Raw genomic sequence first — 22,668 nt, 5'->3', positions numbered from 1 at the left:
CCACTCCGACGGTTCCGACCTGCATGTTCCACTTCCTCCGCCCCCAGGACCTGACCGGTCCGCCACTCCGTCGCAGGACCCAGCCGGTCCGCCACCGTGCCGGCGCACATTCCGCGACCGGCACGGCCACGCTAGTGCCGGGCGGCCCCGGAACCCTCATCCGGCCCGGACGTCCCCGTACGCCTCGCCACCCAGTTCGAGCGTGGCGGAACCTGCCGTGGCGTCCGCCAGCCATGCCCGGAAGCCGTCCACGTCGGCGTCCGGCAGCCCGATCGCGATGGTCACCGACTCCGCGTAGGTCACGTCGTGGACGGCGGTTCCGGTGGCGCGCAGATCGTTCTCCAGCTTGCCCGCCCGCTGGTGGTCCACGGTGACGGTGGCGAGCCGGAACCGTCGGCGGGTGGTCGTACCCAGCGCGTCCAGCGCCTCTCCGACCGCTCCTCCGTACGCCCGGATCAGCCCGCCCGCGCCGAGCTTGACCCCGCCGAAGTAGCGGGTGACGACGGCGACGGCGTACCGCACCTCCCGGCGCATGAGCATCTGGAGCATGGGCACGCCCGCCGTCCCGCCGGGCTCCCCGTCGTCGCTCGCCTTCTGCACCGAGGCGTCGGCACCGATCACGTAGGCGAAGCAGTTGTGGTTGGCGGTGGGGTGCTGCTTGCGGACGCGCGCGACGAAGTCCTGCGCCTCCTGCTCGGTGGCGGCGGGGGCGAGAGCGCAGAGGAAGCGCGATCGGCTGACCTCGGTCTCGTGCACGCCCGCGCTTGCGACTGTCCGGTACTGCTCCTGCATCGGTCCACCTTATGTGCCGGTACGACCGGCGCGTTCACCCTCCCGTGGGGAATGGCGGACCGGCCCCGTCCGTTGTCGGGGCATGTACGCAGACGATGAGACGGTGCGCAGGATCCTGCAGGACACGGGCGACACCTGGGCGGTGGTCGGCCTGTCGAACAACCGGTCCCGGGCGGCCTACGGGGTGGCGGAGGTCCTCAAGCGCTTCGGCAAGAAGGTGGTGCCCGTCCACCCCAAGGCAGAGCCGGTCCACGGCGAACAGGGGTACGCCTCGCTGGCGGACATACCCTTCCCCGTCGATGTGGTGGATGTCTTCGTCAACAGCGAGCTGGCGGGCGGTGTGGCCGACGAGGCGGTGGCGGCCGGGGCGAAGGCAGTCTGGTTCCAGCTCGGAGTGGTCGACGAGGAGGCGTACGGGCGCACGCGCGCGGCGGGCCTCTCCATGGTCATGGACCGCTGCCCGGCGATCGAGATACCCCGCCTGAACCCCCTCCGCTGAATTCCGCCGCGAAGGCGTGGTGTCGCGGACGACCCCGGACGGGGAGAATGTCCGCCGTGACCCAGCACCTCCTGCTCCGCGGCGAACATGCCGCCACCCAGTTGCACGAGCTCGGCGTGCGGCGGGGTGGTGTCCTGCTGGTGCACGCCTCGATGCGTGCCGTGGGTGGGGCCGCCGGAGACATGGTGCACGCGCTGCGCCGGGCCCTGGGACCGGAAGGGACGCTGGTCGTCCCCTCCTTCACCCCGGAGAACTCCGACACCTCCCGCGCCTATCTGGACAGGGTCAGGGGCCTCAGCGAGGCGGCCGGGGCGACCGTGCGCGCGTCCATGCCCGCGTTCGACCCGGCTGTGTCTCCCGCCCCCACGATGGGCGCTCTCGCCGAGCTGGTGCGGCTGGCGCCGGGCGCGCGGCGCAGCAGCCACCCGCAGACCTCGTTCGCCGGGCTGGGCCCGGCGGCCGCCCAGCTGCTCGATGGCCACCGCCCGGACTGCCACCTGGGCGAGGGCTCCCCCCTCGCCCGGCTGTACGAGGCCGACGCGCAGGTCCTGCTCCTGGGCACCGGCTTCGACAGCTGCACCGCCTTCCACCTCGCGGAGTACCGCCGCCCGGCCCCGCCCCGCCGCCTGTACCGCTGCGTGGTGGCGTCGGGCAGGGGACGCCACTGGTGGGAGTACGAGGACATCGCTCTGGACGACAGCGACTTCGCCCGCCTCGGCGGCGACTTCGTGCGCGCCCGGCCAGGAGCGGTCAGCACCGGCCGGGTGGGGGCGGCGAGTCGGTTGTTCTCCCTCCGCGCGGCCGTGGAATTCGCCGTGGGCTGGTTCACGGAGCACCGGGCCGCCGGCGCCTGAGGTGCGGCTGACGGGCCGCGTGGGCGACGTGCATGAACGCACGATCAGCATGCTCAAGGGGGCCGATCGCGCTCCCTTGCGCCCTGGCCCTCTCCTGACCTGACATGCGGCGTCAGACTCCGAGGCCCTCCAGCAGGACCGCTCCCGGCAGCGCCGCCAGCGCCTTGCCGGGGACGATGAGCTTGCCTCGACGGCTGCCGCTGCCGATCAGGACCCACTCCGTGTCCGCCACCGCCGGGTCGACGAGGAGGGGCCAGGCCGCAGGCAGACCGATCGGGGTGATCCCGCCGTACTCCATGCCGGTCTCACCGACCGCCACGTCCATCGGGGCGAAGGACGCCTTGCGGGTCCCGAGGTGCTTGCGCACCACCCCGTTCACGTCGACGCGGGTGCGCGACAACACCAGGCACGCGGCCAGGCTGGTGTCGCCACCCCGCTTGCCGGCCACCACCACGCAGTTGGCCGACGCGTCCAGCAGTTCGATGCCGTAGTGCTCGACGAACACAGCCGTGTCCGCGATCTCCGGGTCGGTGTCGACGTGGACGACCGACCCGGCGGGGACGCCGCCCCATCCGGCCGCGATCGCCGCGGCGACGGGCGGCGTCAGCAGGTCCAGCCGGTCGACGGCGGGAGAGGCATCGTCGAATGTACCCAGGGGTGCGCGCATGCAGCTCACGCCAACAGCCGGCGTGAGCTGCCCTTTGCGCTGCTCACCTGCCCTCTCGGCGGACCGGCGGGATCGTCACCGCCATGGTCAGGTCCGCGGGCTCGGAGCCGTCGTTGCGGTAGCTGTGCGGCACGTGCGCCTCGAAGGTCGCGGAGGTGCCGGCGGGGACGACGTGGGCCTCACCGTCGACGACGAGCGTCAGTTCACCCGCCGTGACGTGGAGCAGCTCCACCGTCCCTTCGGGGTGCGGGTCGGAGGCACTGCCCTCGCCCGGCATCAGATGCCAGGACCAGAGCTCGATCGGCCCCCTGGCGTCCGCGCCCACCAGCAGGACGGTCGAGCTGCCGGCCTCCGTCGACCACAGGCGCACCGCCTGACTCGCCGGCACCAGACGCACTTGGGTGCCCTGCTCGTAGTCGAGCAGCGTGGTGATGCTGACGCCCAGCGCGTCGGCGAGCTTGACGGTGGTGCCCACACTCGGATTCGTCCGCGCCTGCTCGATCTGGATGATCATGCCCCGGCTGACCCCTGATCGGGCCGCGAGGGCGTCCAGGGTGAAGCCGCGCTCGCCCCTCCAGCGCTTGAGGTTACGGGCGAGCGACTGGGTCAGCTGATCGAGGTCAGACACGTTCCGTCCAATATTTTGGATGACAGGGTCGAAAATACTGCACTACGGTGTGGTGCACCCACCCGACCACCGCACTGTACTGCGAGGCCCCCTGATGACCGCACTGTTCGCCCTTGCCACGAGCCTGCTGTGGGGGCTGGCCGATTTCGGTGGCGGGCTGCTCACCCGGCGCACGCCCGCCCTCACGGTGGTCGTCGTGTCGCAGGGCATCGCGGCCGTGGTCCTCGGCGCCGTCGTGATGGCGACCGGCGGCTGGAGCGAGGCCGGAAGCCTGCTCTGGTTCGCGGTCGCGGCGGGCGTCGTCGGCCCGGTCGCGATGCTCAGCTTCTACAAGGCGCTGGCCCTGGGGCCGATGGGCGTGGTCTCGCCCCTCGGCTCCCTGGGAGTAGCGGTGCCCGTGGGAGTGGGCCTGCTCGTCGGTGAGCGGCCGGGCCTGCTGCAGTTCGCCGGGGTGGCGGTCGCCGTCCTGGGGGTCGTCCTGGCCGGAGGGCCGCAGCTGCGCGGTGCGCCGGTGCAGCGCCGGGCGGTCGTGCTGACCCTGCTGGCCGCCTTCGGCTTCGGCGCGGTGATGACACTGATCGCGGAGGCGTCGACGACGGTGACCGGACTCTTCCTCGCTCTCTTCGTCCAGCGCGTCACCAACATCGCGGTCGGTGGAACAGCCCTGTACGTCTCCGTGCGCCGCGGCGGCCGGGCGCTGCCCGAGGAGGGCGGGCTCGGCGTCGTTCGGGCCGCACTGCCGGCCCTGGCCTTCGTCGGGCTCGCCGACGTCGCGGCCAACGGCACCTATTCGATCGCCGCCCAGCACGGGCCGGTCACCGTGGCCGCCGTCCTGGCCTCGCTGTATCCGGTGGTGACGGCGCTGGCGGCGCGAGGCGTGCTGGGTGAGCGGCTGCGCGGGCTCCAGGCTGCCGGCGCGGGACTGGCCCTGATCGGGACAGTTCTGCTGGCGACGGGCTGAAGCCCTCCGCGCACGAGCCGGTCCCGACGACGCTCACACTCCTTCGACAGGTTCCTCCGGCAGCAGCGCGACCGCCGCCAGCTGCTCGGACGTCACCCCGTCCGGGATCGGCACCGGTGCGGGTGTGCGCAGGGGCGGCTGCCAGCCCTTCTCGGGATCCCAGCTGCGCACCACACGGGCCGGCGCCCCCGCCACCACCGCGTGGTCGGCGACCTCCCCACGGACGACGGCACCCGCGGCGACCACCACGTTGCGGCCGAGCCTGGCCCCCGGGAGGATGACCGCTCCGGTGCCGATCCAGCACCCGGGGCCGATCACGACCGGCTCCATGCGCGGCCACTGCCTGCCGACCGGCTCGTGGGGATCGTCGTAACTGTGGTTGGTCGAGGTGATGTAGACGTACGGGCCGCAGTAGGTGTCCGAGCCGATCGACACCGACGTGTCGGCGATGACATGGCTTCCCCGGCCCAGCACCACGCCGTCGCCCAGGGTCAGGATGGGCTCGGACCCGAGGTCCAGATCAGGCATCAGGCCGGCGGTGAGCGTCACCTGTTCGCCGATGATGCAGTGGTCGCCCAGCTCGATCCACGGCTCCCCGAAGACCGTCCCCTGCGGGAAGGCGAGCCGGGTGCCCGCACCGATCCGGCCGAAGCGGAGCCGGCCGGGATGCTGCGCGGTGACGGCTCCGGTCTCCTGCACCCAGGCCCAGGCGCGATGGACGGCGTGGGACATGACACCACGCCGCCGGCGGGCCAGGGAGGAGAGGAACTTCCGGTTCGTCGGCACCCGCTCACGGTAGTCGGCCGGCCCGGAGCGGTCCGTGCTCCGGGCTGTGATGTTCACCCCACCCGTCCGGACGGGCTGGAGCGTCCATTACGGTTCGTGCGGAGCAGAGGGGTGCCGTGCGCACCACACCCCCACCGGAGGAGCAGGCGATGGCAGAGCAGGCATTGGTCACCGGAATCGGCGGCAGGGAGCCGGACATCGATCCGGACGCCTTCCTCGCACCGACCTCCGTCGTCATCGGCGAGGTGTCGATGGCCGCGGGCTCCAGCGTCTGGTACCAGGCCGTGCTGCGCGCCGACTGCGGCCCGATCGCCCTCGGCCCCGACAGCAACATCCAGGACAACTGCAGCGTGCACACCGACCCCGGCTTTCCGCTGACGGTGGGCGCCAGGGTCTCGGTCGGCCACAACGCCGTGCTGCACGGCTGTGTCATCGAGGACGACGTCCTGGTGGGCATGGGCGCCACCGTGCTCAACGGCGCGCACATCGGAGCGGGTTCGCTGATCGCGGCGCAGGCTCTCGTACCGCAGGGGATGCGGGTGCCGCCGGGCTCCCTCGTCGCCGGCGTGCCCGCCAAGGTCAAGCGTGAACTGACCGCCGAGGAGCGCGAGGGCATCGCCTTCAACGCGGCCGGCTACGTCGAGCTGGCGAAGGCGCACCGCGCGGCCCACCAGGAGGGCTGACAGCCGCAGGGGCCCACGGTGCAGGCCGTCCCACGCTGCCGTGGCCGTACGGGGGTCAGTCGGCTGCGGGCACCGTGTCCGGCTCGGACACCGGCACGGAGCTCTCGGCCTGCTCCGCGGCCTTCTTGGCCCGGTTCTTCAGCACCAGCATCGAGACCACACCGATCAGCACGGCCGCCAGCAGGCCCAGCCACGAGAAGCGCTTGAGCCACGCCTCGGCGACGACTCCGACGGTGTAGATGACGGCGGTGGTGCCGCCCGCCCAGACGATCCCGCCGAGCACGTTGGCGATCAGGAACTTCCAGTACGGCATGCGCAGCACCCCGGCCAGAGGTCCCGCGAAGATACGCAGCAGGGCGACGAAACGGCCGAAGAAGACCGCCCACATGCCCCACTTCTCGAACGACCGCTCCGCCAGGGCGATCTGGGGCGCCCCGAAGTGCTTGGGGAACCTGCCGCCGAGCCAGGCGAGCAGCGGTCGTCCACCCCTGCGGCCGATGGCGTAACCGATCGAGTCACCGATGATCGCTCCGGCGGACGCGCAGGCACCGAGCACCACGGGGTCGACCTCGCCGTGCTGGGAGGCGAGGAGCGCCGAACTCACGAGGATGATCTCGCCGGGCAGCGGGATGCCCAGGCTCTCGAGCCCGATGACGACCCCCACCAGGAGGTAAATGCTGACCGCCGGTACGGTCTCGAGCCACTCCTGGACGTGCATCGCCGGTCCTCCCGTAAGAAATCTGCCGCCGCGCACCACGGGTGGTGCACGGCGGGCAGCCTACCGGGCCGGACGGGCGGAGCGGCCGCCGCGGCCCCGGGGCCGGGGCGCGCGGGGCCGGTCGGCGCTCAGCGGTTCGGACGCAGGGTCCAGACGACGCTCATCTCGCTGGTGACGGCACCGTCGGCGCGACGGATCTCGACGCTGACGGGAAACTCCGGGCGCTTGCCCTCGTCCAGTTCGGCGATGACCTCGGCCGCCGGGCGGCCCAGCACCGCGGTCGCGGTGAGCCCTCCCATGGCCACCTTCTTGAAGGCCATCTCCGTGGTGACGGGCAGGGGGACGGCCCGGGACATCTGGTCACCGAACGCGGCGACGACTATCGCGCCGCTCGCCGACTCGGCGAGCGTGAACATCGCTCCGGCGTGGGGTCCGCCGAGGTGGTTGTGGTACTCGGCCCGGTCCGGGAGCGTGAGGACAGCGCGCTCCGCGGTCGTCTCCAGGTATTCGATGCCGAGGGTCCGGACCATCGGGACGCTCGCGGACAGGATGTCGCCGACTGTCATCTCTTCAGTGCTCATGACGGCGATGTTACTAGTGAGTAGCAGTCTTTGACCATCCCCTCACAGGGGCGCCCGTAGCAGCGGACGCCCGGCCCCTCTATGGTTACTGGCCATGTGGCCAGGACAGCAGCCGCCCGGGGGCGAGCAGAACCCGCAGGACCAGAATCAGAACCCGTACCAGCAGCCGGGGTACCAACAGCCCAATCCGTACCAGCAGCCGGGATACCCGCAGCAGGGTCAGCCGGGGCAACAGCCGGGCTACCCGCAGCCCAACCCGTACCAGCAGCCCACCGTGCCGCAGTACGCCGTACCGGGCGGACCGGGCGGACCGGGCGGACCGCCGCCGGACGACAGGAGGAGGACGACGATCGTCGCCGTCCTCGCGGCCACCGCGGTGGTCGTCGCAGCGGTCGTCACCGGTGTCGTCGTGATGAACAAGGACGACAAGGGCGGCTCGGACGTGGCCGACGGCAAGGCGTCCTCGTCCCCGTCGGCGAAGCCGTCCGACACCGCGTCCTCTCCTGCGGCGAACCCGCGGGGCGGCGAGGACGCCGCGCCCACGATCCCGGGCTGGAAGGTCGTGACCAACCCCAAGTGGGGCACCCAGTTCGACGTGCCCGGCGACTGGGAGATCTCGGGCACCGGTGTCATCTCGGGCTTCGAGGACGTGAAGGACCCCACCGGGCCTCCGGCGGTCGGCTTCTCCGCTCCCGCGTACTACAAGAGCAAGTGGTGCAGCGACGACACGGACAAGGACGGCAAGAAGGAGGACACCGGCCTGGCCGGTGTAGGCACCAAGGGGGCCCAGGGCGCCAAGAGCACGGACGAGGCAGCCACGAACGAGGCCTCGAACTGGGTCTGGGCCGCCTACGCGCAGGAGGACCCCAAGGAGAAGGTCAAGACCGGCAAGCCCGAGCCGTACACGACCAAGTCGGGCCTCTCGGGCAGCGTCGTCAAGGCCACCGCCACGGGGCTGGCCAACAAGGACAAGTGCGACACCGACGGCAAGTCGATCGCGTTCACCTTCAAGAACGCCAAGGACGAGTACTCGTCCTGGATCCTCTACGCCAACGCCGGTGTCGACGACGAGCTCCCGGACGCCACCATCCAGAAGATCCTGAGCACGGTGCGCCTGGCGGAGGGCGCGGAGACCTCTTCCTGAGCCCGCGCCGCACACGGCCGGGACCGCGCATTTGGCGGGAGGGGGCCGGGACGGGGATAGTCCCTTGGTGACCTCCGCCTCCTCCTCCCCCACCCCCGCGCCGCGCTCCCTGCCGGCGGGCCGCAACTTCGGTCTCCTGACCGCCGCCGCGATCATCACGAGCCTGGGCAGCAACGGCGCGCTGATCGCGGCGGCGTTCGCGGTTCTGGAGTCGGGGGGTGACGGCGGCGACGTAGGCCTCGTCGCCGCCGCCCGCACCGCCCCGCTGGTCCTCTTCCTGCTGATCGGCGGCGCGGTCGCGGACCGGCTGCCGCGGCACCGGGTGATGGTCGCCGCGAACACGCTCAACTTCCTCTCCCAGGCCGCTTTCGCCTGGCTCGTCCTGACCGGCGGGGCACAGCTGTGGCACATGATGGTGCTGACGGGGCTCTGCGGCGTCGGGCAGGCCTTCTTCGGGCCGGCGTCCGAAGGCATGCTGATGTCCAGCGTCAGCGGGGAGCAGGCTGCCCGCGCCTTCGCCTTCTTCCGCATGTCCATGCACGGCGCGGCCATCGGCGGCGCGGCGCTCGGCGGCGCCATGATCGCCGCGATGAACCCCGGCTGGGTGCTGGCGGTGGACGCGGCTGCCTTCGCCGTCGCGGGTGCGCTCCGGGCCTTCCTCGACGTGGGCCACATCCCGGCGCGCCTTCCTGGCGGCGGCCTGCTCGCCGATCTCCGGGACGGCTGGCAGGAGGTCGTGGGGCGTCCCTGGCTCTGGGCCGTCGTGCTGCAGTTCTCCGTCGTGGTGGCCGTGGTCGGTGCCGCCGAGGCGGTGTACGGGCCGCTGGTCGCGCAGGACGAGCTCGGAGGCGCCCGCCCCTGGGGCTTCGCCCTGGCGGCGTTCGGGGTCGGTACCCTGGGCGGGGCGCTGCTGATGATGCGCTGGAAGCCCCGGCGGCTGCTGCTGGCCGGGACGCTCTGCGTGTTCCCGCTGGCCCTGCCGTCCGCGGGACTCGCGATCCCGCTGCCGGTCGCCGGTCTCTGCGCGGTGATGTTCGTGACGGGGGTCGCCATCGAGGTCTTCGGGGTCTCCTGGATGACCGCCCTTCACCAGGAGATCCCCGAGGAGAAGCTGTCCCGGGTCGCGGCCTACGACTGGTTCGGCTCGGTCGCCATGGTGCCGCTGGCCACGGCGGCGGCCGGCCCGGTGGAGACCCTCGTCGGCCGCAGCGCGGCCCTGTGGGGCTGTGCGGCTCTGATCGTGCTGGTCACGGCGGGGGTGCTGTGCGTCCCCGACGTACGCAATCTGACGCGCCGCAGCTCGGTGAAGAAGATCAGCGTCCCGGGCCCTACGCGGGAGTCAGCCGATGCTGAAGGCGCCGTCGGGGGGCTCGGGTGAGGCCACGGCCTCGCTGTCCCGTACAGGTCTCGCACCGCCGATGAGCCGGGTGAGCGCCGCACCGTGCTCGACCCTGGCGGGGAAGGCGTCGGCGGCGCACGACCTGGCGAGCGGCGCGATGTCCAGCGGCATGCGGGAGGCGAGCAGTACGGCGTTGCCGAAGCGCCGCCCGCGCAGGACGGCAGGCTCGGCGATGAGGGCGAGCTCGCCGAACACCTCGGCGAAGTTGGCCAGTTGCGACCGCAGGAAGGTGAAGGGCGCGCTGTCGGCCAGATTGGCCGCGTAGATGCCGCCCGTCCGCAGGACCCGTCCCGCGGACCGCGCGTACTCGACGGAGGTCAGGTGCGCCGGCACCCGTGCGCCGCCGAAGACATCGGCGATCAGGAGGTCGGCGGAGTCCTCCGGCGCCTCTTCGAGCCACTCCCGGGCATCGGTGCCGTGCACGGTGATCCCGGCCATGTCCGGCCACGGCAGATGCTCGCCGACCAGCTCGGCGAGCCCCCGGTCCGCCTCCGCCACGTCCTGCCGCGAGCCGGGGCGGGTCGCGGCGACGTAACGCGGCAGCGTGAGCGCGCCTCCGCCGAGGTGCACCGCGTCCAGCGGCGCCCCCTGAGCTCCGGCCAGGTCCACCACGTGGCCGAGCCGCCGCACGTACTCGAACTCGAGGTGTTCCGGCTCGTCGAGATCGACGTACGACTGCGGGGCGCCGTCGACCGTGAGCAGCCAGGCCCGGTCCCGGTCGACGTCGGGCAGCAGCCTGGCGGTACCGCAGTCGGTGTCGCGGATGACGGGTATCGGCTCGTTCACTCCCCCATTGTGAGGGGCGTCCGGCGCTCTTCCCGCCGGATCAGCCGTTCCACACCGCGGCGACCGCTTCGGTGTGCGCGGCGGACTGGGCGAGGCCCGCCCTGGCCGCCGCGGCCCGTCGTGCGAGGTCCAGGGAGTTGCGGCCGACGGCCTTCCTGCTGGCGGCGTCCGGGGTGATGACCTCGACGCGGGCACCTGCGGCCTCCAGTCCGGCAGCCTGCGCACGGGGCGAGACGATCACCCTGCTGCCACTGGCGGTGGGTGCGATCACGACCACACGTCCGTAGCCGGAGGCGAGTTGGGCGTTGGCCGGGGAGTGCACTCCGCCGTCGATCCAGTTCCGGCCCCCGGCGCTGACCACGGGCCACACCACGGGGATCGCACAACTGGCGGTGACGGCGTCGGCGAGCGCGACCGTGCCCGTCCTGTCGAAGGTGTGCAGCGCGCCGGTGGCGGCGTCCACGGCGGTGACCAGCAGGTTCCGTTCCGGCCATTCGGACGACGGCAGCAGGCTCGCGATCATCTCCCGCCGTTCGGCCGCGGCCGCCGCGGGCCGGCTGTCGCGGGCCAGGGCCCCGAGCTTGCGGCCGTACTCGTCCGGCGTACGGGAGGAGAGCAACGCCCGCGCGTAGCGCAGGACGGTGACGGGGCCGAGACGGCCCGACACCGCCTCCCCGTTCTCAGGCGCGGCGAGCTGCCGTTCGTAGAGGTCGTCGACGCCGGCAGGTCCGAATGCGAGCTGCGCCCCGACGATCGCACCCGCCGAGGTCCCTACGATCAGATCCGCGGTGGAGAGGTCGACACCCGCCTTGGCGAGCCCGTGCAGGATGCCGCTTTCCCAGGCGGTGCCGGTGACTCCACCGGCACCCAGTACGAGAGCTGTGTCTGCCATGGCGCTCAGTCTGCCGCAGGAGGCGCGGCCCGCCTCCACTGGGTCGGGGAGGCGGGCAGCGCCCGGGCCCTTCAGAGCAGACCGGTGACCGTGCCGGCGCCCACCGTGCGTCCGCCCTCGCGGATCGCGAAGCCGAGGCCGGACTCGAGCGGCACGTCACGGCCGAGCTCGACGGTCATGGTGACCGTGTCGCCGGGCCGGGCCACCGCCGCCTCGCCGAGGTCCACGTCCCCGACGACGTCCGCCGTGCGGATGTAGAACTGCGGCCGGTATCCCGTGGTGACCGGCGTGGTCCTTCCCCCCTCCCGGCCCGACAGGACGTACACCTGCGCGGTGAAGCGCCGGCTCGGGGTGACGCTGCCGGGCGCGGCCACCACGTGGCCTCGCCGGACCCGGTCACGCTCGACCCCGCGCAGCAGCAGCGCGACGTTGTCGCCCGCCTCCGCGGACTCCATCGGCTTGCCGAACGTCTCCAGGCCGGTGACGACCGTCTCGATGTCCGCGCCGAGCACCGACACACGGTCCCCGACCCGCACCGTGCCGCGCTCCACGGCTCCGGTGACGACGGTGCCGCGGCCGGTGATGGTCAGCACGTTCTCCACGGACAGGAGGAAGGGCGCGTCGGTGTAGCGCACCGGCATCGGTACGTACGTGTCGACGGCGTCCAGCAGCCCCTCGACGGACGCGGTCCAGCGTGGGTCGCCCTGGAGCGCGCCGAGCCCCGACACCCGCACGACGGGCACGGTGTCGCCGCCGTAGCCGTGCGCGGTGAGCAGCTCGCGGACCTCCAGCTCGACCAGGTCGGTGAGCTCGGGGTCACCCGCGTCGGCCTTGTTGAGGGCGACGACGATGTGGTCGACACCGACCTGACGGGCCAGCAGGACGTGCTCCGCGGTCTGCGGCATGATGCCGTCGAGCGCGGACACGACGAGGATCGCCCCGTCGAGCTGCGCCGCTCCGGTGACCATGTTCTTGATGTAGTCCGCGTGTCCGGGCATGTCGACGTGCGCGTAGTGCCGGGTGTCGGTCTCGTACTCGACGTGCGCGATGTTGATGGTGATGCCGCGCTGGGCCTCCTCGGGGGCCCGGTCGATCCGGTCGAACGGCACGAAGGTGCCGGTCCCGCGGTCGCTGAGCACCTTGGTGATGGCGGCGGTCAGGGTGGTCTTGCCGTGGTCGACGTGGCCCATGGTGCCGATGTTCAGGTGCGGCTTGGTGCGCACGTATGCCGTCTTGGGCATGGCTCGTTCCTTGGTGTTCGAAGCTGAGAGAGAAGACCCCAGGGCCCCGCCGACCCTCCCCTTACGGGGTCCGCCGGACTGTCGGGGGAGGGTCAGCTTCGGGCGCCGCCGAAGGGCGCCGCCGCAGCGGTGAACGCTGCGTCAGCAGCTGCTGCGCATGCACTCGCAGGCTCCACGGCAGCCTTCGGCGTGTCCGCGACTGCGGACTGCGCTGCGAGGAAGGCGTACCGGAACATGCCCCGATCATGGCGGAGCGGTGCGACGGCGTCGAATGGTTTTCGGCGCGGGAAGAACCCACCGCCGCACAGATGGGTTCAGCGGGACAGGAGCTACGCAGCCGCAGAGCCGGAGGGCGGTCCGTCGCCTGAGAGCAGTTCGGTGGCGCTGAAGGCCGTGCGGTCGGCGTCGTCCGGGAGGAAGCGGCTCGCACGACCGTTCCAGGTCACGACGAGTTCATCTCGGGCGCGGGTCGCGGCCACGAACACCAGCGAGCGGGCTCGTTGCTGTTCCTGGCGGTAGCGGTCGGGGCTGGCCATCCGGTATGCCTCGGAGCGCTGGTCGGGGATCTGTCCCTCGCTGACGCTGGTGAGGAAGACCCGCTGGAACTCCAGGCCCTTGAAGCGGTGCATCGTGCCCACCCGTACGCCCTCGCTGTTGCGGGGCCCCTCCCTGCCGAGTTCGGTGGCCGGGATGAGAAACGGCTCCTGGCTCAGCGTGTAGGCCATCTGGGTCGCCGCCGCACCGTTGGGCACGCTGATCGCCATGGCGGAGTACGGAGTGCCGTACCGGTCGTGGCGCTCCCTCACGAGCGTGGCGACCGCCCGCATCTCGGTCCGCCAGTCGGGGGCGCGCCAGAACTGGGGGGCCAGACCTGAGAGGACGGAGCGGTAACCGTCCAGGGAGTCGGTCCCCTCGTCGAGGTCGTCGAACCTCTCGTGTGCGACGAGCCCGCGGGCGCTCCCCAGGATCTGGCGGGTCGTGCGGTAGTTGAGGGTCAGACGGCGTGAGGCGCGTCCACGGGTCTCGATGCCGAGTCGGCCGAGCACGACCAGGTGGGCGTAGATCCGCTGGTGGGCGTCGCCGACGAGGAAGATGTCGTTACGCCCCTTGGGGACCATGGCCCGCAGCATGCGCCAGTGGGAAGCGGAGAGGTCCTGGGCCTCGTCGACCACGACGTGCCGGTAGCGATGCTTGAGCCACATGCCGCTGCCGGCCTCACGGTGGATGAGGTCGAGCCCGCCGTGCTCGGCCTTGTAGCGTCGCTGTTCCTCGACGCGGGCCATGCGGTGCTCTTCGATCCGGGCCGCCCGGTCGGCGATCAGCGCGTACGTGGTCTGCCGAGGGGCGGCGTCCAGGTGGGCGCGATACGCCTCGACAAGTCCCCACAGGGCGTTTCGCTGGGGACGCTGGAACGGTCCGCGGCCGGGCCGGGAGACACGCCGGTAGGCCGCCAGGGTGCCGATCCCCTGGGCGAGGATGACGTGCTTGAACTCCGAGTCCAGGAAGTCCGCGTCGAAGTCGAACACGCCGGCCTCGGTGCAGACGTTGTGCCACAGGTTCATCGCGGCCTCGTCGCCGAGCGGGATACCGACGTCCTCCCCGGGCTGCTGCTCGATCACCTCGCGGGCGAGCAGGTCGACGCTCTTGATGTCGACGCGTCGTACGAGGTCGTCGCCGCCGAGTTGGTGCAGGCGGTGCTTGAGGTCGGCGGCGAGGTTGGTGTTGTACGTGGTCAGGAGTACGGGTCGGTCGTACCCCGGCGGCAGTTGCTGGACGAGATGACGGACCCGGTGCAGGGCAACCACCGTCTTGCCGGTGCCGGGGCCGCCGGTGACCTTGGCGGAACCTTTGAAGTCGATGGTCGTCAGGCGCCGTTGCTCCGGGTGGAGGAAGAGCCGCCAGGTCTCGAACCCTTCGCCGAGCGCGTCCAGGACGGCGGAGTCGTCGGTGCTGACCTGGGAGACGGGGCGGCGGGCGGCCTCGACCCAGTCGTGGGGGTCGACGTCCGCGGTCTTCCACTGGCTGGTGATCTGGCGGCGGACCTCGTCCGGGTCCATGCCGGTGTACAGCCCGAGCAGGACGTCCTTGGTGAGCTCGGGCAGGTTGCGTTCGAGCAGTGCCTCCAGCTGACGTTCCTCGGTGATGCGCCGAAGGACGGGAAGGAGAGCTGGTACGACACCGAGGCCGGTCAGCGTCGCGTCGTCGTGGCGTCCGAAGATCGGCGGACGCAGCACACGCGGCGGGGTCGCTTCGTCCTGGGGGGTCTCCCCACCGCCGGGCGCGGGGACAGCGGACTCGGAATCGCCGGCCGGGGACGGTCCGGGCTCGACGCGTTCCGGCAACGCCACCACAGTGGCGTCGGCCTCGGACCGGTCGATGAGCTCGACACCGCCGGACACCTCGTTGATCCCGACGGTGAGCCGTGCCAGTTCCTCGTGCGCGTGGACGCCCTCCCGCAAGGCGAGGACCGTGAAGCGGTTCTCCTCGGTCTCCAGCAGGAGGGCCATGCGATCGCCCTGGAGAGTGGCCAGTGACAGTCGCCCGTTGTTTCCGGCCGCACGAAGCGGGGTGAGGCGCAGGGCGCGGTTGGTCCGGTCGGCGCGCAGCCGCCGCGCGAAGTCGCCGAGGCTCGCCTTCGCCGCGGGGCCGAGTCGCCTGATGTCCTCGTGGGCCTGCGGGGAGACCGTGACCTGTGTTCTGACCCTGCTCACCGGCTGTCCCCCTCCACGGACTCGTCCCGCAGCAGTGCGGCGAGTTCTTCGGCTGTCCACGCACCGGCGGACCGGACGTCCCACCCCAGGGCGGCACACTGCGACAAGTAGGAAGCGTCGCCCGCGTCTTCGGACAGCGCAATGCCGATCTTACGGTGCGGCCAGGCGAGTTCGATGGGGTGCGAGACACCGTCGAGGTCGAGTCCGACGGTCGCCGCGCGGACGTCACGGCGGCCGGCGAGCTCTCGGGCAAGTGCTTCGAGCTCTGGATCCTCCGCTTCCGCGATCTCGTCCAGCAGGGCTTCCCAGAGCGCTTGCTCGACAGCGGTCGCAGAGCTCGCCGCAGGCGTGTCCGCGGCGTCCGTTCCGAGCCTGTCGTCCACCCCCTGGTCCCCGGCCTCGGGAGCAATTTGCGGCGCGGGCCCCCGCAGACCGGTGCCCGGCAGTTCTTCGCGCAGGGCGGGAAGCAGTCCGGTGCTCGCGGAGGACATGGCGGCCAGCAGCCGCGCGTCGAAGCCGTCGAGCGCGGTTCGGGCCAGCTGAAGGCCGTCGGCGCGGCCCGCACCGGTGGGGTCCAGGAACTGCAGGATGTTGCCCCAGCACAGCCAGGCCTTCCACCTGCGCCGGTGGTCCGGCCGGTCACCGTGCACCGCCTCCTGCCGGTCGTCGAGCACGGCGAGAGCGCTCCACCGCGGTCCGCCCTCGTGCTGCCGGTCGGCGATCAGGACCAAGGGCAGACCCGAGGCGTCGCGGGTGGAGATCAGCTTGAGCCCCTGCCCGGTGACGGCGGGCGGATGCTCCCCGCGCAGCACTGCTGCCGCCCAGCCGACGGCTGCGGCCGGGGCGGAGTCGATGACGTCCTCCTTGCGCAGGACGGGTAGGAACGCTCCGACGCTCAGTGTGGCGAGTGCCTGCCAGCGCTTCAGGTCGGGGTTGCGCAGGAAGCCCAGCAGGGAGGGGATGGCTCCGGCGTACAGCAGAGTGTCGATCTCCGCCGGGTCCTGCCGCCGCTTCTCCCAGTTGGCCCGTGCCCTGCCTCCGGGAGAGTCCTGCCCGGCCACCGGGTAGGGGGGCCAGGCAGCATCAGTGGCAGCACCCGCGATCACCCCCGCGAGCGGACTGACAGGGGCCTCCTGGTCCAAGGCTTCCTGGGACTTCTTCGGCGTGGCGTCGAGGAACGCCTCCCACGCCATCACGTCGTCCCAGGTGATCTGCCACACCAGGACACCGTCCGCACGCAGCCGTGCCCGCTTGGCCGCGTCGTCGGCGATGCGGTTGGTGCGTGAGGAGGCGTGCCAGCGGTAGCCGTCGAGGTAGACGGCGACGGGCAGGGGCGGGGCGCCGTCGGTCGTGGTGTCTCCGGCCACGGGGCGCAGCAGCAGATCGGGGCGGGTGCCGTGCTCCGTCACGTACTTCTGGGCGACGATCTCCCAGCGGACAGGCGTGCCGTCGGGCCGGCGCAGGGTGACCTGGTTGCCCAGCCGCCCGGTCGGTGTCTCGCCGTATCCGTATCGGGCGTGGTTCCCGGGGTCTGCAAGCCATCGGTGCAGGCAGTCGATGAATCGGCGCTCCAGGTCGCTCTCCGCCTGCTCGGCGAAGCGCAGGTGGTTCCCGGACTTCTCCTCGCGCACCTCCCATCCGGAGCTGCCGTCCTCGCCGAGGAGCCCGTCGAGCATCCAGAGGGCTTCCTGCCGGTCGATGCGCGGGTATTCGCGCTGGGGGGCGTAGCCCAGCAGGCACAGGTGGCAGGCACGGCGCTGCCCGTCCTTGCACGGGCAGGCGCGCAGTGCCCCCTGTGCGGCGGCGAGTACGGCGCGCAGTTCGGCGCCGTTGCCCTCCGCGAGCCGCTGGAGGTAGCCGGTACCGCCGGGCAGCGAGTCGTAGAGCACGAGGTAGTGACGGGTGAGATCGGTGTCCCGGTCGGGTTCGGTGCTCGGCGTGGACCGGATGTGCGCCGGATCGCCGCCGTAACGCGCGGCAAGCCCCAGGTGCAGGGCGGCGGAGAAGGAGGCGAGACGCTCTTCGACGAGGAGCGTCGCCGCGGGCAGCAGGATGCGCAGCGCCTCCGTGCGGTGCTCGGTGGCGGTGATGATCCGCAGGTCCTGTGGCTGGGCGGGCCGGGCGCGGCTTCTGGTCGGGCACCAGGGGCGGTGGTGGGCCAGGTCGGCCCGCCCGGCGAGGGATTCGCTGATCGCCTCCTGCTGGGGTGCGTGGCCCTGTTCGCGTTCGGTCGCGCCGCCGCACTCCGGGCAGAGGGTGAATCCGGACAGCGCGACGGGGGTCCCCGCGAAGGAGGTGTCCGCGCGGCGCCCGTGTTTGATTGGACCGAGGTTGAACCGGCGGATGACGGCCTTGCGTACGTGGTCGACGCCGAAGGTGGCCCGGGTGTGCCGCCAGGTCTGCCTGATGTCGTGCGGGTCGATGTCGACCGCCGTGGCCACGGTGTACGAGCCGGGGCTCCGGTTCTCGTGGTCGTCGATGATCCGGGCGTCGTCGCGTTTGTCCCGTGCGGTGACCTTGCGGGGCACGATGACCTGGTGGAGGGCCGACCGTCCACCGATGCCCCTGCCACCGCAGCGTGGACAGGCGGAGGTGTCGCTCTCGGCCCTGTGCGTGCGGACGTGTCCGCATTCCTCGCACACCCGCCAGCTCTGCACGGCCGCGGGGTGGTTGCTGTCCCCGCTCTTCTCGCGTGGTCCGAGGTCGAAGCCGTCGACGACGTGCCGGTAGCCTCGCACGTAGTACGCGTTACCGGGGGCGAGTTCGGTCAGCGCCGACTCCGCGGGTCGCTCGTAGACCCGCGGTTCGGTACGCCAGCGGGACAGCGGGGCGTCGTCCGTTCGGTCGCGGTTCTGACGCACGGGCTCCTTGAAGGTGAGCATCGCCTCCAGCCGCACGCCGTCCTCGACGAGGCTGTAGTTCGGCAGCAGCCCGTATTCGACGAGGAAACCCTGGGCGTCCGACTGCCCCATCTCCTGCAACCGCTTGCTGACGCCTACGGCTTCACGTGTCAGGTTGCGCTTCTCGCGGGCCTCGTCCTGAAGGCTGTCCTGGAGTTCGTCGGCCGCGGCGTTGATGAGGTTGCGGCGCTCGGCGAGCTCTGCCCGCTCGGCTTCCCAGGCCTGTTCGGCCTTGTGCAGCTTTCGGGCGAGCCCTCCCTGGGCGAATTCCATCAGCGCTCGGCGGGCATCGTCCGTGACGCCGGAGTCCGGGACTCCCTCGATCTGCGGGAACAGGCGCAGGAAGTCCTTGACGAGGTCGGTCCGGCCGGTCGTGTGGCGGCCCAGCGCGGTGAGCCAGCCGGACCGGCCGAAGAGCGCGGTCACCCGGTCCGGGAGCGGCGTCACACCGTCGAGCCGTCCGCGGGCGGCCAGGTCGACGAGGTGCGCGGTGAACTGACGGCGCAGGAGTTCACCGGCGGAGAGGAAGCAGCCGGGCGGATGGATCGGACCGGCGATCAGGTAGCGGGGTTCGGCGAGGTGGTAGAGCGCACGGGGGCTGGTGTCCGCCAGGGACACCATGAGGGCGTTACCGGTGGAGCGGCCGGCCCGGCCGACCCGCTGGACGTACCCGGCGGTGGACGGTGGCAGCGATGCGAGGATGACCGCTTCCAGCTGGCCGATGTCGATGCCCAGTTCGAGCGTGGGTGTGCAGGAGAGAACGTTGGGGTCGGTGTGGCGCGTCCCCTGCCGGAAGCCCTTCTCGACCTCTTCGCGCTCCTTGCGGTCCAGCACGCCGGTGTGCTCGGCGGCGACCACGCTGTACGGCCCGGAATCGCGGTACAGACGGCGGTAGTAGTCCTGGCGGAAGTCGCGGCGCGCGCGGCCGTCGGCCGTTGCCGAGGGCACGGTCAGCGCGCCCCCGCACCGCTTCAGCGGGCAGGGCAGCCCCTGCCATACGGGCAGCCGCTCGGGCGGCACGGTCTGTGTCCAGCCGCATTCCGGGCAGGTCAGCGCCGCGTGCGCGGTCTGCTCGTCGGCCAGCGGGCGCACCCGGACGTGGCCGGGGGTGAGGCCGTAGACGCCGTGTGCGCGCTGGTTGCCCTGCCGGGCTTCCCCGGTGGGGCGGTGGGCCAGCGCCCCGATGTCCTTGTCGGCGAGCAGTGGGACGAGCCGGGCCAGGTAGGGCGCGGCGACGGCGGGGTCCAGGCCGAGGCAGCGGTAGGCGAAGTCGACGTACCAGCTCTCGCGGGTGTCCACCCGCTCGAAGTCCGTACGACCGGGGCGGGCGCCGACGAGCATGAAGGCGGGCGCCTCCGAATTCCGGCCGAACGACGGCATCCCCTCGGGGCGCCGGTGGGAGATCAGATAGCGGTTGCGGCCCTCGTCGTCGATGAAGCTGTCCAGCCAGGAGTGGTGCAGCCCTCCGCTCTGGCGCACATGTTCCAGCAGGCCGCGGACGAAGCCCTCGAACCGCCGCAGCCGGTCGGGGCCGTCGGCCGGCAGGCGGCCGGGGGTGCCGGCGTCCGCGCCGTCGTCGGCCTCGGCGGGGTCATCGGCCGTTGCGAGGGGGAGTTGCCGTCGCCGGTGCTCGTCGAGCACCGTGTCGTGGAGCGCCGCGGCGGCCTGGGCCACCCTGGCCGGATCGTCCAGATGGACCTCGGCGGCGACCGTGCGGGTCAGTTCGAGGGTCCGGCCGAACCGGGAACGGAGGCCGAACTCCATCAGGGTGTTGAACGCCAGCCGCTCACCGACAAGCTTCCAGGTGCTCCTCGGGATGCGCTTCCTGCCGTCGAGGAGCCGCTTGACGGGGTCCAGGTCGTGCAGGTCCGGCGGTACGACTGCGGCCAGCGGTGAGTCGTCGGACGGTGCGGCGGCGCTGCTGATCACCAGGGAGGCGATCAGGTCGTTGAGCGGCACCCCGTTCTCACCGTGGCCCGGATCGTTGTCGCCCCGCCGGAGCAGTTCCTGGTGGATCAGGGAGCGCAGCGAGAACTTCCAGGCCCGGCTGCCGACGAATCCCGCCCGGTGGGCGGCGTCCTGAACCGAGTCGTTGAAGATCAGCGTCCGCCGCCGGTCGCGCCCCTGCTCGTCCTTCTTCGGCAGTTCCCCGCCGGTGAACAGCTGGGTGACGACGACCGAGGCGAGCGGGGCCACACCGGCGCCGAGGAAGCGGATGCCCTGCGCCTGGCCGCAGGCGGGGCAGCGGTCCTGGCGTGCGTAGGCGTCCGCTTCGGCGTTGTCGTACCAGGCGGTGACATAGACGCCGTTGTCCGGTGCTCCGGCGATGCCTCCGTCGTCCAGCAGGACCTCGTCGGGGTCTATGGGCCGCAGGGCTTCGCCGTTGTTCTCCAGGACCATCACGGTCGCGTCGTGGATCGCGGCACGCCGCCCCCGCCGCCTGCGCTGCCCGAGGACGGCTCGGGCCTGCTCGGCCGCCTCGGCGGGGGTCGCCGCGATCAGCGCCCGGACCCTGCCCTTACCGGCGCCCCCGGCCGCACTGCGGCGGTAGATCTCCTCGGGTGCGTGGCCGAGTGCCCTCGGGTTTCGTTCGGGGCATATGGCGCTCCAGCCCGAGCGCCCGCAGTGCCTGCAGTAGACGGACGGCAAGCGCCCTGTACCTGCGGCCTGGCTGCGGCGCTCCTCCCTCGCGGCCAGGGCCACGGCTCGGAGCCCGTCGGCCTGCGAGCCTGTCGCGGTCGGCCCCGTGGCTGCCTGATCGGCGTCGGACCAGGAGAACACCGGGCTCGGCGAGACGAAGCGCAGCACCCGGGACAGCGAGCGCATCCACAGGTGTGTCTCGATCAGCAGCAAGGGCCGGTCCACGCCGGCGGGGGCCTCGGGATCGCGCGCCACCGAGATGAGGGCGATGAACCGGGCGAGCGCGGACGCCGCCGTCTCGGGGTCCTGGGCGGCGGTGACGCGCCACACGGACGCCGGGTCGAAGGAGGCCAGCGCCTCCACGGCCGTCAGCGGCCGATCCACCTCCGCCCGCAGCAGGGCGCGCGTCAACGGGTGCGCCTGCAGCCGTCTGCCCATCTCCCGGGGGTCGGATGTGTCGCAGCCGAGCGTGGCCCGGGCGACCGGGTCGAGCCCGCCGGGCCCCGGGGTTCGCGCCGGGTCCGGCAGGGCGGTCAGCTCGGCGGGCGAGGGCAGGGGGAGGGACAGGTCGACCCCGGAGAGCAGCGCGTCGAGGTCCAGCCGGTCCTCCCCCACGACTGCGTCGTCGGGGAACCGGACCCCGAACACCTGGGACGCCACATCCAGCATGGGCCTCGGACCGCGGTCCGGGGCCTCGCCGGTCCTGTCTGCCCCACCGCCCTGAGCGGCACCCAGCGTCGCCGAGGTCGCCACCGGGCAGATCGACCCCAGCGGCCTGCCCGGCTCGTCGGCACCCACAGCGGCGGCGAGCCGGCGCAGCAGCATCGCCACGTCGGTGCCCTGGGCACCGTCATACGTGTGGAACTCGTCGATGACGATGTAGGTGAGGTCCGCGTCCCGCCACAGGGGGGCGTCGTGCTGCCTCTGCAACAGCATGTCGAGCATCTTGTAGTTGGTGATCAGGATGTCCGGCGGGTTACGGCGCATCTCGGCGCGCTCCACCATGACGCGGCCGTACGGGGAGGCGGCCCGCCCGGAGGCGGCCCCGCCGATGTAGAGGCCCGCCGTCACGTCCGCGAGCCTCGGATCGTCGAGGAGCGTGCCGAGCCGGTCCGCCTGGTCGCCCGCGAGGGCGTTCATCGGGTACAGAAGGATCGCCTTCACGCCTTGGCGCCCGGCCGCCTTCGCCCGTCGGCAGTGGTCGAGGACGGGAACCAGGAACGACTCCGTCTTGCCGGAGCCGGTGCCGGTCGTCACCAGCGTCGGCTGCGGGGTGTGCCCGTCCTTCGTGGTCAGGCGGGCAAAGGCCTCGGCCTGGTGCGCGTAGGGCCAGGGCGTCGGCTGCCACCAGTCGAGGTGCTGCTGCCACCCGTCCGCCGCGGCTCGGAAGGGGCGGCGGATCCGCAGGTACGGGCCACGGAACAGCCCGTCGACCGGATCGGTGAGGAAGTCGGTGAGCGCGCCCTGTGTATCGGGCTCCGCCAGCGCGAACGTCGTGGTCAGGTATTCGATGGTGGTGTCGCGCAGCGCCTGCGCGGCCAGTGTGGGTCTCATGGCGCTGCCCGCCCCCGTGTCGTTCGGTGAAGCTTTCGCGGTCTTCATCGGTCCAGCCCTTGGTGACCGGTGATCGATTCCACCCTACTGGCGGCATCCGACAACGGACCGCCTGTTCCCGGATCCGCACGCTCGACGGGCTCGTGCAGGACAGCCACACGTCAGACACTCGGCAGCGGGCTTTTGGCCAGGCACCAGCTGTCGTCCGAGCATTGCCGTTCCGTATGTTTAT

The 22,668-nt window shown here is 71.9% G+C and carries 17 protein-coding genes; 6 read left to right on the top strand and 11 right to left on the bottom strand.

What is annotated here, in order from left to right:
- Positions 1-156 precede the first annotated feature (156 nt).
- Positions 157-792 (bottom strand): YigZ family protein, encoded by a 636-nt coding sequence (locus tag ACFUNE_RS22065; protein WP_383570535.1) that lies wholly within the window; start codon positions 790-792, stop codon positions 157-159.
- 82 nt (positions 793-874) lie between these two features.
- Here ACFUNE_RS22065 and ACFUNE_RS22060 point away from each other — a divergent pair, with 82 nt between their 5' ends.
- Together ACFUNE_RS22060 and ACFUNE_RS22055 are read left to right on the top strand one after the other, a co-directional pair.
- Complete coding sequence (locus tag ACFUNE_RS22060) at positions 875-1,291, top strand: CoA-binding protein (protein ID WP_383570532.1); 417 nt, start codon at positions 875-877, stop codon at positions 1,289-1,291.
- A 47-nt stretch (positions 1,292-1,338) separates the two neighbouring features.
- Positions 1,339-2,145 (top strand): aminoglycoside N(3)-acetyltransferase, encoded by an 807-nt coding sequence (locus ACFUNE_RS22055; RefSeq protein ID WP_383570529.1) that lies wholly within the window; start codon positions 1,339-1,341, stop codon positions 2,143-2,145.
- Positions 2,146-2,257: 112 nt separating this feature from the next.
- Here the strand turns inward: ACFUNE_RS22055 and ACFUNE_RS22050 are convergent, their stop codons facing one another.
- Together ACFUNE_RS22050 and ACFUNE_RS22045 are read right to left on the bottom strand one after the other, a co-directional pair.
- The gene (locus ACFUNE_RS22050; RefSeq protein WP_383570527.1) at positions 2,258-2,812 is read right to left on the bottom strand and encodes a YbaK/EbsC family protein; all 555 of its coding nucleotides are present in this window, start codon (positions 2,810-2,812) and stop codon (positions 2,258-2,260) included.
- 43 nt (positions 2,813-2,855) lie between these two features.
- Positions 2,856-3,440 (bottom strand): helix-turn-helix domain-containing protein, encoded by a 585-nt coding sequence (locus ACFUNE_RS22045; RefSeq protein WP_383570524.1) that lies wholly within the window; start codon positions 3,438-3,440, stop codon positions 2,856-2,858.
- A gap of 94 nt (positions 3,441-3,534) precedes the next feature.
- Here ACFUNE_RS22045 and ACFUNE_RS22040 point away from each other — a divergent pair, with 94 nt between their 5' ends.
- Positions 3,535-4,401 (top strand): EamA family transporter, encoded by an 867-nt coding sequence (locus tag ACFUNE_RS22040; RefSeq protein WP_383570521.1) that lies wholly within the window; start codon positions 3,535-3,537, stop codon positions 4,399-4,401.
- 33 nt (positions 4,402-4,434) lie between these two features.
- Here the strand turns inward: ACFUNE_RS22040 and ACFUNE_RS22035 are convergent, their stop codons facing one another.
- Positions 4,435-5,187, bottom strand: coding sequence for an acyltransferase (locus tag ACFUNE_RS22035; RefSeq protein WP_383571009.1), 753 nt, complete (start codon positions 5,185-5,187; stop codon positions 4,435-4,437).
- 149 nt (positions 5,188-5,336) lie between these two features.
- Between ACFUNE_RS22035 and ACFUNE_RS22030 the strand changes: the two genes are divergently transcribed.
- A complete protein-coding gene (locus ACFUNE_RS22030) occupies positions 5,337-5,870 on the top strand; it encodes a gamma carbonic anhydrase family protein (protein WP_383570518.1) in 534 nt (177 codons plus the stop codon).
- Between the two features lie 55 nt (positions 5,871-5,925).
- Here ACFUNE_RS22030 and ACFUNE_RS22025 read toward each other — a convergent pair whose 3' ends face one another.
- Together ACFUNE_RS22025 and ACFUNE_RS22020 are read right to left on the bottom strand one after the other, a co-directional pair.
- Positions 5,926-6,588 carry a DedA family protein gene (locus ACFUNE_RS22025; protein ID WP_383570515.1) on the bottom strand — a complete coding sequence of 221 codons (663 nt, stop codon included), beginning with the start codon at positions 6,586-6,588 and terminating at the stop codon, positions 5,926-5,928.
- A gap of 128 nt (positions 6,589-6,716) precedes the next feature.
- Positions 6,717-7,154 (bottom strand): DUF4442 domain-containing protein, encoded by a 438-nt coding sequence (locus tag ACFUNE_RS22020; protein WP_383571006.1) that lies wholly within the window; start codon positions 7,152-7,154, stop codon positions 6,717-6,719.
- A 109-nt stretch (positions 7,155-7,263) separates the two neighbouring features.
- Between ACFUNE_RS22020 and ACFUNE_RS22015 the strand changes: the two genes are divergently transcribed.
- A complete protein-coding gene (locus ACFUNE_RS22015; RefSeq protein ID WP_383570512.1) occupies positions 7,264-8,313 on the top strand; it encodes a hypothetical protein in 1,050 nt (349 codons plus the stop codon).
- A gap of 67 nt (positions 8,314-8,380) precedes the next feature.
- Positions 8,381-9,691 (top strand): MFS transporter, encoded by a 1,311-nt coding sequence (locus tag ACFUNE_RS22010; protein WP_383570509.1) that lies wholly within the window; start codon positions 8,381-8,383, stop codon positions 9,689-9,691.
- Here ACFUNE_RS22010 and ACFUNE_RS22005 read toward each other — a convergent pair.
- The 5 genes from ACFUNE_RS22005 to ACFUNE_RS21985 all read right to left on the bottom strand — a co-directional run bounded on the left by ACFUNE_RS22005 (position 9,653) and on the right by ACFUNE_RS21985 (position 22,436).
- Positions 9,653-10,498, bottom strand: a complete 846-nt coding sequence (locus ACFUNE_RS22005) for a spermidine synthase (protein ID WP_383570506.1) — start codon at positions 10,496-10,498, stop codon at positions 9,653-9,655. The two genes, ACFUNE_RS22010 and ACFUNE_RS22005, sit on opposite strands and share 39 nt — an antisense overlap.
- Positions 10,499-10,538: 40 nt before the next feature.
- Complete coding sequence (locus ACFUNE_RS22000) at positions 10,539-11,390, bottom strand: patatin-like phospholipase family protein (RefSeq protein ID WP_383570503.1); 852 nt, start codon at positions 11,388-11,390, stop codon at positions 10,539-10,541.
- A gap of 71 nt (positions 11,391-11,461) precedes the next feature.
- Entirely contained in the window at positions 11,462-12,631 is a 1,170-nt protein-coding gene (gene tuf / locus ACFUNE_RS21995) for an elongation factor Tu (protein ID WP_383570501.1), read from the bottom strand.
- A 329-nt stretch (positions 12,632-12,960) separates the two neighbouring features.
- Positions 12,961-15,342, bottom strand: a complete 2,382-nt coding sequence (locus tag ACFUNE_RS21990) for a UvrD-helicase domain-containing protein (RefSeq protein ID WP_383570498.1) — start codon at positions 15,340-15,342, stop codon at positions 12,961-12,963.
- Positions 15,339-22,436, bottom strand: a complete 7,098-nt coding sequence (locus ACFUNE_RS21985; protein ID WP_383570495.1) for a DEAD/DEAH box helicase — start codon at positions 22,434-22,436, stop codon at positions 15,339-15,341. Before ACFUNE_RS21985 ends, ACFUNE_RS21990 begins: the two co-directional genes overlap by 4 nt.
- Between the last annotated feature and the right edge of the window lie 232 nt (positions 22,437-22,668).

Source organism: Streptomyces sp. NPDC057287, assembly GCF_042667905.1.
Taxonomy (GTDB): Bacteria; Actinomycetota; Actinomycetes; order Streptomycetales; family Streptomycetaceae; genus Streptomyces.
This window is presented reverse-complemented; position numbering and strand designations above follow the sequence as displayed.

What these genes read in the sequence shown, in the direction of transcription:
- tuf (WP_383570501.1), bottom strand. Translation starts at nt 12,631, where the DNA reads ATGCCCAAGACGGCATACGTGCGCACCAAGCCGCACCTGAACATCGGC.
- ACFUNE_RS22050 (WP_383570527.1), bottom strand. Translation starts at nt 2,812, where the DNA reads ATGCGCGCACCCCTGGGTACATTCGACGATGCCTCTCCCGCCGTCGAC.
- ACFUNE_RS22000 (WP_383570503.1), bottom strand. Translation starts at nt 11,390, where the DNA reads ATGGCAGACACAGCTCTCGTACTGGGTGCCGGTGGAGTCACCGGCACC.
- ACFUNE_RS22030 (WP_383570518.1), top strand. Translation starts at nt 5,337, where the DNA reads ATGGCAGAGCAGGCATTGGTCACCGGAATCGGCGGCAGGGAGCCGGAC.
- ACFUNE_RS21985 (WP_383570495.1), bottom strand. Translation starts at nt 22,436, where the DNA reads ATGAGACCCACACTGGCCGCGCAGGCGCTGCGCGACACCACCATCGAA.
- ACFUNE_RS22015 (WP_383570512.1), top strand. Translation starts at nt 7,264, where the DNA reads ATGTGGCCAGGACAGCAGCCGCCCGGGGGCGAGCAGAACCCGCAGGAC.
- ACFUNE_RS22055 (WP_383570529.1), top strand. Translation starts at nt 1,339, where the DNA reads ATGTCCGCCGTGACCCAGCACCTCCTGCTCCGCGGCGAACATGCCGCC.
- ACFUNE_RS22020 (WP_383571006.1), bottom strand. Translation starts at nt 7,154, where the DNA reads ATGACAGTCGGCGACATCCTGTCCGCGAGCGTCCCGATGGTCCGGACC.
- ACFUNE_RS22040 (WP_383570521.1), top strand. Translation starts at nt 3,535, where the DNA reads ATGACCGCACTGTTCGCCCTTGCCACGAGCCTGCTGTGGGGGCTGGCC.
- ACFUNE_RS22060 (WP_383570532.1), top strand. Translation starts at nt 875, where the DNA reads ATGTACGCAGACGATGAGACGGTGCGCAGGATCCTGCAGGACACGGGC.
- ACFUNE_RS22065 (WP_383570535.1), bottom strand. Translation starts at nt 792, where the DNA reads ATGCAGGAGCAGTACCGGACAGTCGCAAGCGCGGGCGTGCACGAGACC.
- ACFUNE_RS22025 (WP_383570515.1), bottom strand. Translation starts at nt 6,588, where the DNA reads ATGCACGTCCAGGAGTGGCTCGAGACCGTACCGGCGGTCAGCATTTAC.